General features: G+C 58.2%; 12 protein-coding genes. 3 read left to right on the forward strand and 9 right to left on the reverse strand.

Features of this window, described 5'->3' with window-relative positions; genetic code table 11:
- Positions 1–59: 59 nt before the first annotated feature.
- The 9 genes from msrQ to mrcB form a co-directional block, all read right to left on the reverse strand.
- Positions 60–680, reverse strand: a complete 621-nt coding sequence (msrQ, locus tag E4P00_RS12390) for a protein-methionine-sulfoxide reductase heme-binding subunit MsrQ (protein ID WP_032879472.1) — start codon at positions 678–680, stop codon at positions 60–62.
- Positions 680–1,693: a protein-methionine-sulfoxide reductase catalytic subunit MsrP gene (msrP, locus tag E4P00_RS12395; RefSeq protein WP_032879471.1), complete on the reverse strand. Its 1,014-nt coding sequence runs from the start codon at positions 1,691–1,693 to the stop codon at positions 680–682. Before msrP ends, msrQ begins: the two co-directional genes overlap by 1 nt.
- A gap of 63 nt (positions 1,694–1,756) precedes the next feature.
- Positions 1,757–2,614 carry a CDP-diacylglycerol--serine O-phosphatidyltransferase gene (gene pssA / locus E4P00_RS12400; RefSeq protein WP_005791399.1) on the reverse strand — a complete coding sequence of 286 codons (858 nt, stop codon included), beginning with the start codon at positions 2,612–2,614 and terminating at the stop codon, positions 1,757–1,759.
- A gap of 144 nt (positions 2,615–2,758) precedes the next feature.
- On the reverse strand, positions 2,759–3,775 hold the full coding sequence (gene ilvC / locus E4P00_RS12405; RefSeq protein ID WP_003194132.1) for a ketol-acid reductoisomerase: 1,017 nt from the start codon (positions 3,773–3,775) through the stop codon (positions 2,759–2,761).
- Between the two features lie 47 nt (positions 3,776–3,822).
- A complete protein-coding gene (gene ilvN, locus E4P00_RS12410) occupies positions 3,823–4,314 on the reverse strand; it encodes an acetolactate synthase small subunit (RefSeq protein WP_003176102.1) in 492 nt (163 codons plus the stop codon).
- Positions 4,315–4,316: 2 nt separating this feature from the next.
- A complete protein-coding gene (locus E4P00_RS12415; protein WP_005791407.1) occupies positions 4,317–6,041 on the reverse strand; it encodes an acetolactate synthase 3 large subunit in 1,725 nt (574 codons plus the stop codon).
- A 431-nt stretch (positions 6,042–6,472) separates the two neighbouring features.
- Entirely contained in the window at positions 6,473–6,802 is a 330-nt protein-coding gene (locus E4P00_RS12420) for a YqcC family protein (RefSeq protein WP_032879470.1), read from the reverse strand.
- The gene (locus E4P00_RS12425) at positions 6,802–7,536 is read right to left on the reverse strand and encodes a tetratricopeptide repeat protein (protein WP_005791411.1); all 735 of its coding nucleotides are present in this window, start codon (positions 7,534–7,536) and stop codon (positions 6,802–6,804) included. Before E4P00_RS12425 ends, E4P00_RS12420 begins: the two co-directional genes overlap by 1 nt.
- Positions 7,537–7,552: 16 nt before the next feature.
- Positions 7,553–9,877, reverse strand: a complete 2,325-nt coding sequence (gene mrcB, locus E4P00_RS12430) for a penicillin-binding protein 1B (RefSeq protein ID WP_005791412.1) — start codon at positions 9,875–9,877, stop codon at positions 7,553–7,555.
- 118 nt (positions 9,878–9,995) lie between these two features.
- On the opposite strand from mrcB, the gene E4P00_RS12435 reads away from it, so the two are divergent.
- From E4P00_RS12435 to E4P00_RS12445, 3 genes are all read left to right on the forward strand, one after another.
- Positions 9,996–11,552, forward strand: a complete 1,557-nt coding sequence (locus E4P00_RS12435; protein ID WP_078822314.1) for a bifunctional aminoglycoside phosphotransferase/ATP-binding protein — start codon at positions 9,996–9,998, stop codon at positions 11,550–11,552.
- 90 nt (positions 11,553–11,642) lie between these two features.
- A complete protein-coding gene (locus tag E4P00_RS12440; protein WP_032879466.1) occupies positions 11,643–11,987 on the forward strand; it encodes a pentapeptide repeat-containing protein in 345 nt (114 codons plus the stop codon).
- Between the two features lie 202 nt (positions 11,988–12,189).
- On the forward strand, positions 12,190–12,462 hold the full coding sequence (locus E4P00_RS12445; RefSeq protein WP_005791418.1) for a TfoX/Sxy family protein: 273 nt from the start codon (positions 12,190–12,192) through the stop codon (positions 12,460–12,462).
- Positions 12,463–12,658: the final 196 nt, after the last annotated feature.

The following is a 12,658-nucleotide window of genomic DNA, read 5'->3' on the forward strand; positions in this document are numbered from 1 at the left end:
TCGACTGCGCCGGAAGTGGGGCGAATTATAGGCTTCCAGAATCTGCCGTCAAGGGTTAATTACACTTTTGTGGCAGAAGGTGTCTTTTTAGCAATAAGGCGAGGGATTCGGCGCATCACCGGTGGCACCCGCAACAAAAGAAGCAGTGCACCAATGGAAGCGTAGACAGCCCATTCCTTCAGATCAGCCCGAACTATCCAGAGCATGTGCAGCAAACCCAGGCCCAGGATCACATAGGTCAAGCGATGCAACTTCTTCCAGCGGCTACCCAATCGACGCTGGCTATAGCGGTTGGATGTGACAGCCAGCACCAATAGAGCCATAAACCCCAGCGCCCCCACAATTATGTAGGGCCGCTTGCGCAGTTCTACGCCGAGCTGCGACCAATCGAGCCCAAGGACGAACACGCAGTATGCCGCCAAATGCAGTACTACATAGGCGAAGCACCACAGCCCCAACTGCCGGCGTACCGCGATCCACCCTGCCCAACCGCTCAACTTCTGCAGCGGCGTCATCCCGAGCGTGATCAGCAGCAGGATCAACGTACCCAGCCCCAAGCGATCGACCAGCACTTTGCCCGGATCAGGCCCCAGGGCAAAACTCCATGCTTCATACAACCAGAGCAATGGCCAAACCGCCGCAGCTATAAAGACTCCAATGCGCCAGATTGGAAAGCGCATCAGTAGTTCTTCCGCAGATCGAGACCTGTATATAAAGACGCGACCTCATCCGCGTAGCCATTGAACATCTGCGTATCGCGCACGTTCGGGCTGAACAGGCCACTGGGTAGACGTCGCTCCCGCGCCTGGGTCCACCGCGGATGATCGACCGTAGGGTTCACATTTGCGTAGAACCCATACTCATCAGCCGCAATGCTCTGCCAGGTGGTTTTCGGCTGCTCGCTGACAAGGCTGATCCGCACGATGGATTTGACACTTTTGAAGCCGTACTTCCACGGCACCACCAAGCGCAACGGCGCACCATTCTGATTAGGCAGCTCGCGCCCATACATACCTACGGCGAGAATCGCCAGCGGGTTCATCGCTTCGTCCAGACGCAGCCCTTCTACATAAGGCCAGTCGATCAAGCCGAAACTGGAGCGCTGCCCAGGCATGCTCTTCGGGTCCTGGAGGGTTTCAAAACGGATGTACTTCGCTTTGGAGGTAGGTTCAACCTGCTTGAGCAAGGCCGAGATCGGGAAACCGATCCACGGAATCACCATCGACCAGGCTTCAACGCAGCGCAATCGATAGATCCGTTCTTCCAGCTCATAGGGTTTCATGAAGTCTTCCAAGGCATAACGCCCAGGCTTGGCCACCTCACCATCGATCACAACACTCCACGGCTCGGTCTTGAGCGCACCTGCATTCGCCGCCGGGTCGCCCTTGTCGGTACCGAACTCATAAAAATTGTTGTAGTGGGTTGCATCCTTGAACGGCGTGATCGCCTCGTCCTTGACCGTCACCGCCTGCCATTTCGTACCAGGAAGCTTCTCGGCAAACCAGTTGGGCGCCCTGCCCGCTTCGACATCGGCATAACGCGCCGCATCGCCCGCACTGGCCCAACGCGGCAAGCTACTGGCGGCAATACCGGCCAGCGCACCGCCGAGCAAACTGCGACGAGAGAAATAGAGGGATTCAGGCGTGACATCCGATTCATGGCAATCGGACGCTTTGGGTAGTTTGATTAACATGGCAACTCCGCAGCATTGGAGAACTGATGCACCAATAGACTGCGGAGTATGGGGGAAATTACATTAAGGCAATGTTTTGTCCCGGCGCAGATGCAGCAAATACTGAATCGGACCAGACGCGGCGTAAACCAGGAACGCCAGCAGCAGAATCCGCGGCGGATCACTGAACACCACTGCAAACACAAGCACCACCACAAGGATCGCCACGAAAGGCACGCGCCCTTTGAGGTCCAGCTCCTTGAAGCTGTTGTACTTGATATTGCTGACCATCAGCATCCCGGCCGCTGCAACCATCAACGCTACCAGGAACGACATCTTCGACCCCTGGATGCCGTAATCACTGAACGCCCAGACGATACCCGCCACGACGCCGGCGGCTGCCGGGCTGGCAAGCCCGATGAAGTAACGCTTGTCGGCAGTGCCCACCTGCGTATTGAAACGCGCCAGTCGCAACGCGGCACCGGCGACATAGATGAAGGCAACCATCCAGCCGACCTTGCCCATGTCACCCAATGCCCAAGCAAAAGCCAGCAGCGCAGGGGCGACACCAAAGGCAACCATGTCCGACAGCGAGTCGTACTCGGCGCCAAAAGCACTTTGGGTGTTGGTCATCCGCGCTACGCGCCCATCCAGGCCGTCGAGCACCATGGCCACGAAGATTGCGATGGCAGCAAAACCAAAGTACTTGCTGGCACTCGCCGCATCACCTGCCGCCAGCGCACTTTGGGCACTCATGGAGTTGATGATGGAATAAAAGCCGGCAAACAGGTTCGCCGTCGTAAACAGATTGGGCAGAAGATAGATGCCACGATGCCGGACCTTACGGCCTTCGGCGTCATGCCCTTCTTCGACATGTTCATCGATCGGCAGCATGCTTTCGGCGTCGGAAGCCTGGTTTGGCTCTTCGGGACGTTCGCTCATGGACTTTACCTTGCAACGGTGTGAAAAAATTCGACAGATACTTGCGGCGAGTGTTCGCCCGCAAACGATGCAGCTTTATACCAGAACCGGCCCGTCAAACGAAAAAACGCGGCCTAAGCCGCGTTTTCCCTTGATGCGTACGACTTAGTTCTTGGCTTTGTCGACGATCTTGTTGGCACCGATCCACGGCATCATGGAGCGCAGTTGCTCGCCGATGACTTCGATACCGTGAGCGGCGTTGTTACGGCGCTTGGCGGTCATCGAAGGGTAGCCGGTAGCGCCTTCGCTGATGAACATTTTGGCGTATTCGCCGTCCTGAATACGTTTCAGGGCGTTGCGCATGGCCTGGCGGGACTCGGCGTTGATCACTTCCGGACCAGTCACGTACTCACCGTACTCGGCGTTGTTGGAGATCGAATAGTTCATGTTGGCGATACCGCCTTCGTACATGAGGTCAACGATCAGCTTCAGTTCGTGCAGGCATTCGAAGTAGGCCATTTCCGGCGCGTAGCCAGCTTCAACCAGGGTTTCGAAACCGGCTTTGACCAGCTCAACGGTACCGCCGCACAGAACGGCTTGTTCGCCGAACAGGTCGGTTTCAGTCTCGTCCTTGAAGGTGGTTTCGATAATGCCGGTGCGACCACCACCAACGCCAGCAGCGTAGGACAGTGCAACGTTTTTGGCGTTGCCCGACGCGTCCTGGTAGATCGCGATCAGGTCAGGGATACCACCGCCTTTGACGAACTCGGAACGCACGGTGTGGCCCGGGGCTTTCGGCGCGATCATGATCACGTCGAGGTCAGCGCGCGGCACAACCTGGTTGTAGTGAATCGCGAAGCCGTGGGAGAAGGCCAGGGTGGCGCCCTTCTTGATGTTCGGCTCGATTTCGTTCTTGTACAGCGAGGACTGGAACTCGTCCGGGGTCAGGATCATGACCAGGTCGGCAGCCGCTACGGCGGAAGCAACGTCGGTCACTTTCAGGCCGTGGGCTTCAGCCTTGGCAACAGTAGCCGAACCTTTGCGCAGGCCAACGGTGACGTCCACGCCGGAATCTTTCAGGTTGCACGCTTGTGCGTGGCCCTGGGAACCGTAGCCGATGATGGCGACTTTCTTGCCCTGGATGATCGACAGGTCACAATCTTTATCGTAATAAACTTTCATGAGGTTCCTCTATATATCCAGGCCGTAAGGCCATTCGCTAATTTGGGTTAGATGCTGAGTACTTTGTCGCCACGGGCAATCCCGGTGACACCACTGCGTACGGTTTCCAGAATCGAGGCTGTCCCGATCGACTGGATGAAGCTGTCCAGCTTGTCGCTTGTACCGGTCAGTTGAACGGTATAAACGCTGGCGCTCACATCGACGATCTGCCCGCGATAAATATCGGTAGTGCGCTTGATCTCGGCACGCTGGGCACCCGTGGCCTTGACCTTGACGAGCATCAGTTCGCGCTCGATGTGGGCGCTTTCCGACAGGTCGACCAGCTTGACCACTTCGATCAGCTTGTTGAGGTTCTTGGTGATCTGCTCGATCACCTCATCGTGGCCAACAGTGGTCAACGTCAGGCGCGACAGGGTCGGGTCTTCGGTCGGCGCCACGGTCAGGCTTTCGATGTTGTAGTTGCGTTGCGAAAACAGGCCGACAACACGGGACAAGGCGCCGGGCTCGTTCTCCAGAAGCAGGGAGATAATATGCCGCATGATTAAGTACGCTCCGTCTTGTTCAGCCACATGTCGCGCATGGAGCCGTCTTTGATTTGCATCGGATAGACGTGCTCGCTGGTATCGACCTGAATATCGATGAACACCAGGCGGTCTTTCATGGCGAACGCTTCTTCCATCTTCGGCTTCAGATCTTTCAAATCAGTGATGCGAATGCCGACGTGGCCATAGGCTTCAACCAACTTGATGAAATCCGGCAACGATTCCATGTAGGAGTGGGAGTGACGGCTACCGTAGCTCATGTCCTGCCATTGACGAACCATGCCGAGCACGCCGTTGTTCAAGCAGACGATCTTCACTGGAAGACCATATTGCAGGCACGTCGACAGCTCCTGGATGTTCATCTGGATGCTGCCTTCGCCGGTGACGCAGGCAACGTCGGCATCCGGGAAGCTCAGTTTCACACCCATGGCCGCAGGGAAACCAAAGCCCATCGTGCCCAGGCCACCGGAGTTGATCCAGCGGTTAGGCTTGTCGAACTTGTAGTACTGCGCCGCGAACATCTGGTGCTGGCCCACGTCGGAGGTTACAAAGGCGTCGCCCTTGGTCACTTCGCACAGGGTTTCGATCACGGTTTGTGGCTTGATGATGCTGCCGTCGCCCTTGTCATAAGGGAACAGGCCGCGATCACCACGCCATTCGTCAATCTGCTTCCACCAGCTGGCAACGGACTCCTTGTTCGGTGCCTCGCCGATGTCCTTGAGCGCTGCGACCATTTCGGTCAACACGCTCTCCACCGGCCCCACGATCGGCACATCGGCCTTGATGGTCTTGGAGATGGACGCCGGGTCGATGTCGATATGGATGATCTTGGCATTCGGGCAGAACTTGCTCGCACCATTGATCACACGGTCATCGAACCGCGCGCCCACGGCCAGGATCACGTCAGCGTGGTGCATGGTCAGGTTGGCGGTGTAGCTGCCGTGCATACCGAGCATACCGACGAACTGGCGGTCCGTACCCGGGAATGCGCCGAGGCCCATCAGGGTGTTGGTCACCGGCAGGTTGAGCAGCTTGGCCAGTTCGGTCAGCGGAGCGGAACCGCCGCCCAGAATCACGCCACCGCCGGAGTACAACACGGGGCGCTTGGCTGCCAGGAGCATTTCTGCCGCCTTGCGGATTTGCCCCGAGTGCCCGCGGACGGCCGGGCTGTAGGAACGCAGCTTGGCTTTCTTGGGGAAGATGTATTCGAATTTTTCGGCCGGGTTGGTCATGTCTTTCGGGATATCCACCACCACAGGGCCCGGACGACCGGACTGTGCGAGGTAGAACGCCTTCTTCATGACTTCCGGGATTTCCGACGCGTGCTTGATCATGAAGCTGTGTTTCACGATCGGGCGGGAAATACCGATCATGTCGGTTTCCTGGAAAGCGTCGGTGCCGACCATGGTGCTTGGCACCTGGCCAGAAATGATCACCATCGGGATGGAGTCCATATACGCAGTCGCAATACCGGTAATGGCATTGGTTGCGCCTGGGCCAGACGTTACCAGTACCACGCCGGCTTTACCGGTGGCACGGGCGTAACCGTCAGCCATATGGGTCGCGGCCTGTTCGTGGCGAACCAGGATGTGGGTAACAGCCGGTTCCTTGAACAGTGCGTCGTAGACATGCAGCAGAGCACCACCTGGGTACCCGTAGATATAGTCGACGCCTTCGTCACGCAAAAAGCGGACGAGCATCTCACCGCCAGATAAAAGCTCCACGTTGTTCACCTCTAAAACGCCAGAATACCGTCCGTTAAAAACCGACGGGTCTTAATAGGTTTACTTCTCAACAGAGCATGAGCGACGGTGGTCGCCGACTACGTCAGCACTGACTGAGCAAGTATTGGGATCGTCCCAAGTGTTGCGGGCTTTTCCCACCCAGCGCGAGGTAACGCGTTGCGGGTGTTACAGGTCGGCGCGGGTGTGCGCCTCATGATCTGCTGAGCGGGCCTGCTTCTGGCAGTCCCGATACAGCGGACTTTGGATTCTTCTGTTTCAGGCCCTTCAAGTCAAGCAATAATTGCGCTTTTTTCCAACTAAGCGCATGAGAACGTAGAAGAAAGGGCTTTGAGGAGGGATAAAACTCGCCTGAATGTCGTCAAGCGGTAGAAATGTGCGCAAGACTGCCGGAAAACCCGGCAGTCAGGCAATTAACGAGCGTCGACGATCAATTGATCGAACTTTTTCAGCGCGTTACGCAAGCCGAGGCTCTCCCGCGGTCGGTCGGCATAGACCATCTCGGCCATTTCCAGGATCCCCGATGCATTCGGCAAGGGCAGGTCCTGTTCAAGGATCTGCTTCATGCGTACCAGGAAGATCCATTGCAGCCACTGGTGGAAGTCCAGGGTATCGACTGAAAAGGGTTCGACACTGCTGAGCGCTTCAGCACCGGGGGACTCTTCATCCCACCAGCCCTGCACGCGCAGTTCTCGCTCGATCAGCAATAGCTGTTCGGCGATCGCTGGGAAACGTGCATCCATCAGAGGCTGACCTTGGCTTTCTGTCGCGCCTGGGCGGCACCCGCTGCATCGCCCTGGGCGGCACGCGCATCACCGATCAAGGCCCAAAGGCTGGCTTGCAGGTCTGGGCGGCCATTGGCCAGGCTCAGGCCACGGCGAGCGAATTGCTCCGCCTGGGGCGCATCGCCCTGGGCCATGCGCACCTGGGCCAGGCGATACAGCACTTGTGGCTCACGCGGCGCCACGCGCTGGGCACGTTCAAGGCTCGACGAGGCGCCATTCAAATCGCCACCCGCCTGCTGCTGCTGAGCGGTGGTGAGCAGCGCCAGCACCGGGCCATCGAGTTGTTCGTCAGCCGACAACCCGCCCGCATTGGACGATGACGGAATACCGCTCGGCGTCGAAGGCATGTTATAGGTGCCCTGGTTGACCGGCGCGGTTTGAATCGGCGTGGCGTTAACCGGCCCGGAAGTGCTAGGGCCTGGGGTCCATGGCTCGGCGCTGATAGGCGCCGAGGTTGCAGCACCACTGCCAGGCACCATCACCACGACGCCGGAGTCCTGGGGAATTGCTTGGGTTGCAGCCTGGGCAGGCCGCTTGACTACCGTCTGACGGAAGCCGCCATTGGCCGAAATGCGGTCGTTATTGGAGACGGACGTGCTTGAGTCCACCACAGGGATGGAGCCGCGCTGCACGCTGGAGCAACCGCCGAGCAAAGCCAGAGCCGTAATTGCTGGAATCCACAACTTGTTCACTTGAAACCCTCTTTGCTTAATTCATCCAGCCCTTGACCCAATCCATCACCGAATCCGCGTCAGCAGGGGCACTGCCACCGCACGCAGGGCCGGGTGGTGGTTCGCTGCCGCGAATATACGGCATCTGCACCGCCCCCGGACAGTTGGCATCAGAGCCCTGGCCGGTGTGCGGATCAATCCAGGCCTGCACGATATTGTCCGGCTGGGGCATGTTGAGCGGCAACGGGTCAGCCTTGCGCATGAAACTGGTCCATACCTGCAGCGCGCCGGTCGCACCGGTGAACGGCGTCTTGCCGTTATCGTCACGCCCCAGCCACACCACGGCCAATACATCCTGGCCGAAACCCGCAAACCAGCTGTCACGCGAGTCGTTACTGGTACCGGTCTTGCCCGCCAGCGTCAGGTTCGACGGCAGCACGCTGTACACCGAGCGCCCTGTACCCTCACGCATCACACGCTGCATGGCGTTCTGGATCAGGTAGATAGAGCCCGCGTCAAAACGCTGCTGGATCTGGAACGGGTAGCGCTTGAGCGGTTCGCCTTCGGCGGTCAGCACACTGCGGATCCCGCGCATCGGTGTATTGAAGCCACCGTTGGCGAGGGTCTGGTACATGGTCGCCACTTCCATCGGGGTCATGGCCGCAGCGCCCAGAAGCATGGACGGGAATGCCGGGAACTCACGCTCCACCCCCAGTCGCGCGATGGTTTTCAGGACATTTGGCACGCCGACCTCAAGCCCCAGGCGCGAGGTGGAAATATTGTAGGAATGCGCCAGCCCCTGATACAGGAACACCGTGCCGTGGGAACGGCGATCGAAGTTCTTCGGTGTCCATACCTGGCCATTCGCGCCTTTGACCGACAACGGGTCATCCGACAGCCAACTGGTCAGCGTGTACTTGCTGGGTTTTTCCAACGCACTCAAGTAGACCGCAGGCTTGACCAGCGAGCCAATCGGCCGCACGGCGTCCAGTGCGCGGTTGAAGCCGGCGAAACTGGCCTGGCGGCTGCCGATCATGGCCTGGACTTCACCGGTTTCCGGGTTGGTCACGACCATGGCGGCTTCGACTTCATCCGAGCCTTTACGGCCGGTCAGGCGTTTGAAGGTGTCGTTGACGGACGCCTCGGCCTTCATCTGCAGGATCGGGTCGAAGCTGGTGAAAATCCGCAAGCCCTCTTCGGTCAAGTCTTCGTCGCGGTAGTCTTCACGCAACTGGCGCTTGACCAGATCGATAAAGCCGGGGAACGAGCTATCGGCCAACTTGCCGCGAGTGGTCACACCCAACGGCATTTTCTTCGCGGCGGCCACTTGTTCAGCCGTCGCGACACCCTGCTGCTCCAATACATCGAGTACCAGATTGCGACGTTCGAGCGCACGCTCCGGGTTGCGACGCGGATTGTAATAGGACGGCCCCTTGACCATGCCCACCAGCAGCGCGACCTGATGCAACTTCAACTCGGATAACGGTTGCCCAAAGAAAAACTGGCTGGCCAAACCGAAACCGTGCACCGCGCGCTGGCCATCCTGACCGACGAATACCTCGTTGAGGTACGCCTCAAGGATTTCCTGCTTGCTGTAATGCAGCTCCAGCAACATCGCCATCATGGCTTCGGTGAGTTTACGGGTGAGGCTGCGCTCGTTGGTCAGGTAGAAGTTCTTGACCAATTGTTGCGTGAGCGTACTGCCGCCCTGGGTCATCTTGCCACCGGAGGTGTTGACCCAGACAGCGCGGGCAATCGACTTCGGCGAGACGCCCCAATGGCTGTAGAAATCGCGGTCTTCGACCGCCACCAGGGTTTCCAGCAAATAAGGCGGTACCTGATCAAGCTTGATCAGGATGCGATCTTCTAGGTTTTTCGGATAAATACCGCCAATCATCAACGGTTCCAGGCGCACTACCGGCAGCTTGGAGCCATTGAGCGAGGACAGTTCAGCCACATAATCGCCGGAGAAACGCACGCGTACCGGCTGAGCTTTTTCCAGGCCTTCGTAGAACTGGAACCCACGGGTGTTCAGGTCGACGGTGTTGCCGCTGACGGCTGCGGCGCCGGGGCCATTGCTCACAGGTTCGCGGCGATAGCCCAGTGCGTCGAGCTCGGTAAGGAAGTCCTCCTTGCTCAGCTTCTGCCCGGAGAACAGTTCCAGCGGGCGTGCATACACCTTGGCCGGAATCGTCCAGCGCTTGCCAGAGAATTTTTCCTGCACCACGGCATCGAGGTACACCGCAAAGCCGGCGACCACCACAAGGCCAACCAGGCCCAGCTTGAGCGCCCAGCCCAACCAGGGGCGCAAGCTGCGGGAAGGAGGTTTTTTACGGGAACGGGGAGATCGGGTTCGAGTCATGGCGGCGGATTATACGCACTTTATTGATGATCAACATGAGCCGGACAGCGGTTTGCACGACTGGCATCAGCAGCCATAATGGCCACGATGATTTCTCCCAGACTTTGAAGGATCGCCCGTGAGCCAGTCCCTGATCGCTGCCCTGCAAAACCCGGCTTTATACCCTCATCCGGTTGAAGCATTTCAAGTCATCGAGACCCATATTTCCTGGGTGGTTCTGACAGGTCCCTATGCTTACAAATTGAAGAAACCGATGAACTTCGGATTTCTGGATTTCACCGATCTGGAAAAACGTGGCCACTTCTGCAATGAGGAGCTGCGTCTCAACCAGCGCTTGACCAAAGATTTGTATCTTGAAGTGTTGCCGATTACCGGCACGGCCGACGCGCCGCAGTTGGGCGGCGACGGCCCGGTCATCGAGTACGCACTGAAAATGCGCCAGTTCCCGCAAAGCCAGATGCTCAGCACCCTGCAAGCCAACAGCGAACTGACCAACGCCCACATCGACGAGATGGCCAGTCAGATTGCGCACTTTCACCTCACTGCCCCCAAGGTCCCGCAAGAGCACCCGGCCGGCACGCCGGATGAAGTCATGGCGCCGGTACGCCAGAACTTCGACCAGATTCGCCCATTCCTCAGCGACAAAGCTGACCTGACTCAACTTGAGGCCCTGCAAGCCTGGGCCGAAAGCAGCTTCGAGCGCCTCAAGCCGCTGCTGGAACAACGCAAGCTCAATGGTTTCACTCGCGAATGCCACGGTGACATCCATCTGGGCAACGCCACCCTGATTGACGGCCACGTCGTGATCTTCGACTGCATCGAGTTCAACGAGCCTTTCCGCTTTACCGATGTGTACGCCGATACCGCCTTCCTCGCCATGGACCTTGAAGACCGTGGGCTCAAGTCTCTGGCGCGCCGCTTCATCAGCCAGTACCTGGAACTGACCGGCGACTATCAAGGCCTGGAAGTGCTGAATTTCTATAAAGCCTACCGTGCGCTGGTACGTGCAAAGGTTGCGCTGTTCAGCATGCCGAGCGAGGCAAGCCCGGTGCAGCGCGCCACTACCCTGCGCCAGTACCGCAACTACGCCAACCTGGCGGAAAGCTACAGCACCATTCCGTCGCGCTTTCTGGCAATCACCCATGGTGTTTCAGCGGTAGGCAAGAGCCATGTAGCCATGCGCCTGGTCGAGGCCCTGGGCGCCGTACGCCTGCGTTCGGATGTGGAGCGAAAGCGTCTGTTTGGCGAGCAGCAGGTCGAAAACGCGCCACAGGCCGGCATCTACAATCAGGACGCCAGCATTGCCACCTATACACGCTTGAACGAAATTGCCGAGACCGTACTACGCGCAGGTTACCCGGTGGTGCTGGATGCGACCTTCTTGAAACGCGCTCAACGTGATGCGGCAGCCCAGATCGCCGAAGCCACCGGCGCGCCATTCCTGATCCTCGATTGCAACGCACCTCAAGCGGTTATCAGCAGTTGGCTGGCACAACGTCAGGCGGATCAAAACGATCCGTCCGACGCAACGCTAAGCGTTATCCAAGAGCAGCAAGCCAGTCGTGAGCCGTTGACGGCGCAAGAGCTGTTGCTGAGCAAGCGCGTGGAAACCAATGAAAGCGGAACGCTGGATGCGTTGGTCGCGCATATTCGCCAGCGCCTCCCGGGCTTGTAAGCAATATTTCCTGGTCGTGTCGCCCACATGGCGCACGACCCGGCAATATAGCCACTATAATGACATCACCACCTAACAGGAGTCGCTATCGTGAGTCAGCCCAAGCTTCTTGATACCCCGCTCTATGCGCTCCTGCACAAGGATGACATCCGCGGCTTCAACCAGCAGCGCCCTCAAGACGGCACCATCGATATGCGCGGTGGCGACTTCCGAGGGCTGGACCTGCGAGATCTGAACGCCGCAGGCGTTGACTTCACCGACGCCTATTTTCGCTCTGCCGACTTGCGCGGCCTGGATTTACGCGACTGCTCGATGGAAGGCGCGAGCCTGGCCCACGCGCAGATTTCCGGCACTTACTTCCCACCCGAGCTCACGGCTGACGAGATCCTGATGTCAGTCAACTTCGGCACTCGCCTACGCTACCGCACCAAGTAATCCACCTTCTGAACCCCGGCTTCGCCTCAAGCGTGCCGGGCGTTTCACGCCTGCCCGTCAGCTAAAGCATCGCCACATTCTTATAAGCTTTTCAGCCGTTCCTGCCCAAAGAACTGCGTTTTTCCTACTGAGCGCTACACTCATTTTCAGGCTGCCTGGTCACGATACCCACCGCACCATTCGGCCGTCGCAAGGAGGCTTGATGAACGATGAGCTGCAACACCTGAAAAACCTCGGCAAGACATCAGCGCAGTGGCTGCATGCGGTGGGTATCCACAGCGCGTCTGACTTGCGCCGCCTGGGCGCGGTCGATGCTTACCGAGCCGTACGGACTCGCGGCTTCCGAGCCTCGAAAGTTCTGCTGTACGCCATTGAAGGCGCATTGATGGATGTGCACTGGAACGACCTCCCCTCTGAACGCAAGGAGGCGCTGAACCGCCAGTTGGATGCCCTGTCAGCGCGGCAGAAAAACTAGATCGGCCCTCAAGCCCAATGTTTACAGGCATTACAAACGAGCATTTGAGAAAAACTGGATGAGCAGATAAAACAATAGTTGACTCTCAAATGAGAATCGTTATGATTATCACAACTGGTCGCGAGATCAGCCGATAACTGAAAGACCATTGGTTCGGACTCTCAGATTATCTCCTCATCAGGCTAATCACGGTTAT

Source organism: Pseudomonas sp. B329 (assembly GCF_023127835.1).
In the GTDB taxonomy this organism is placed as follows: Bacteria; Pseudomonadota; Gammaproteobacteria; order Pseudomonadales; family Pseudomonadaceae; genus Aquipseudomonas; species Aquipseudomonas synxantha_A.

Bases quoted from the DNA above. Each gene is read 5' to 3' on its own strand.
- msrQ (WP_032879472.1), bottom strand. From the start codon at position 680: ATGCGCTTTCCAATCTGGCGCATTGGAGTCTTTATAGCTGCGGCGGTT.
- msrP (WP_032879471.1), bottom strand. From the start codon at position 1,693: ATGTTAATCAAACTACCCAAAGCGTCCGATTGCCATGAATCGGATGTC.
- pssA (WP_005791399.1), bottom strand. From the start codon at position 2,614: ATGAGCGAACGTCCCGAAGAGCCAAACCAGGCTTCCGACGCCGAAAGC.
- ilvC (WP_003194132.1), bottom strand. From the start codon at position 3,775: ATGAAAGTTTATTACGATAAAGATTGTGACCTGTCGATCATCCAGGGC.
- ilvN (WP_003176102.1), bottom strand. From the start codon at position 4,314: ATGCGGCATATTATCTCCCTGCTTCTGGAGAACGAGCCCGGCGCCTTG.
- E4P00_RS12420 (WP_032879470.1), bottom strand. From the start codon at position 6,802: ATGGATGCACGTTTCCCAGCGATCGCCGAACAGCTATTGCTGATCGAG.
- mrcB (WP_005791412.1), bottom strand. From the start codon at position 9,877: ATGACTCGAACCCGATCTCCCCGTTCCCGTAAAAAACCTCCTTCCCGC.
- E4P00_RS12445 (WP_005791418.1), top strand. From the start codon at position 12,190: ATGAACGATGAGCTGCAACACCTGAAAAACCTCGGCAAGACATCAGCG.